Raw genomic sequence first — 250 nt, 5'->3', positions numbered from 1 at the left:
GTATCATACCACTTATCGATGGGCTTTACAGTTAACCCCGAATTCGGAGGATCCATTTTTACTCTGAATTTATCGGGATAAGTAGCTTGATTGGCCACATTAAATTCTATGAAATATGGCTTATTTAATTCTGCATCCGGTAATACCTGAACTTTATGTTTCCCGGCAAAACAACCGGATAACGCTATTGCAGCCGAAAAGATAAATACTTTCTTCATCATACTTAAATATCCTCCATAATTTGCTGATA

At 36.4% G+C, this 250-nt stretch carries 1 pseudogene; it reads right to left on the bottom strand.

Annotated elements, in window-relative coordinates:
- Positions 1–221: pseudogene (locus ACTHS3_RS18310) on the bottom strand (hypothetical protein); the annotation flags it as partial.
- Positions 222–250 lie beyond the last annotated feature (29 nt).

It is taken from the genome of Neisseria sp. P0009.S007, assembly GCF_051962515.1.
This window is presented reverse-complemented; position numbering and strand designations above follow the sequence as displayed.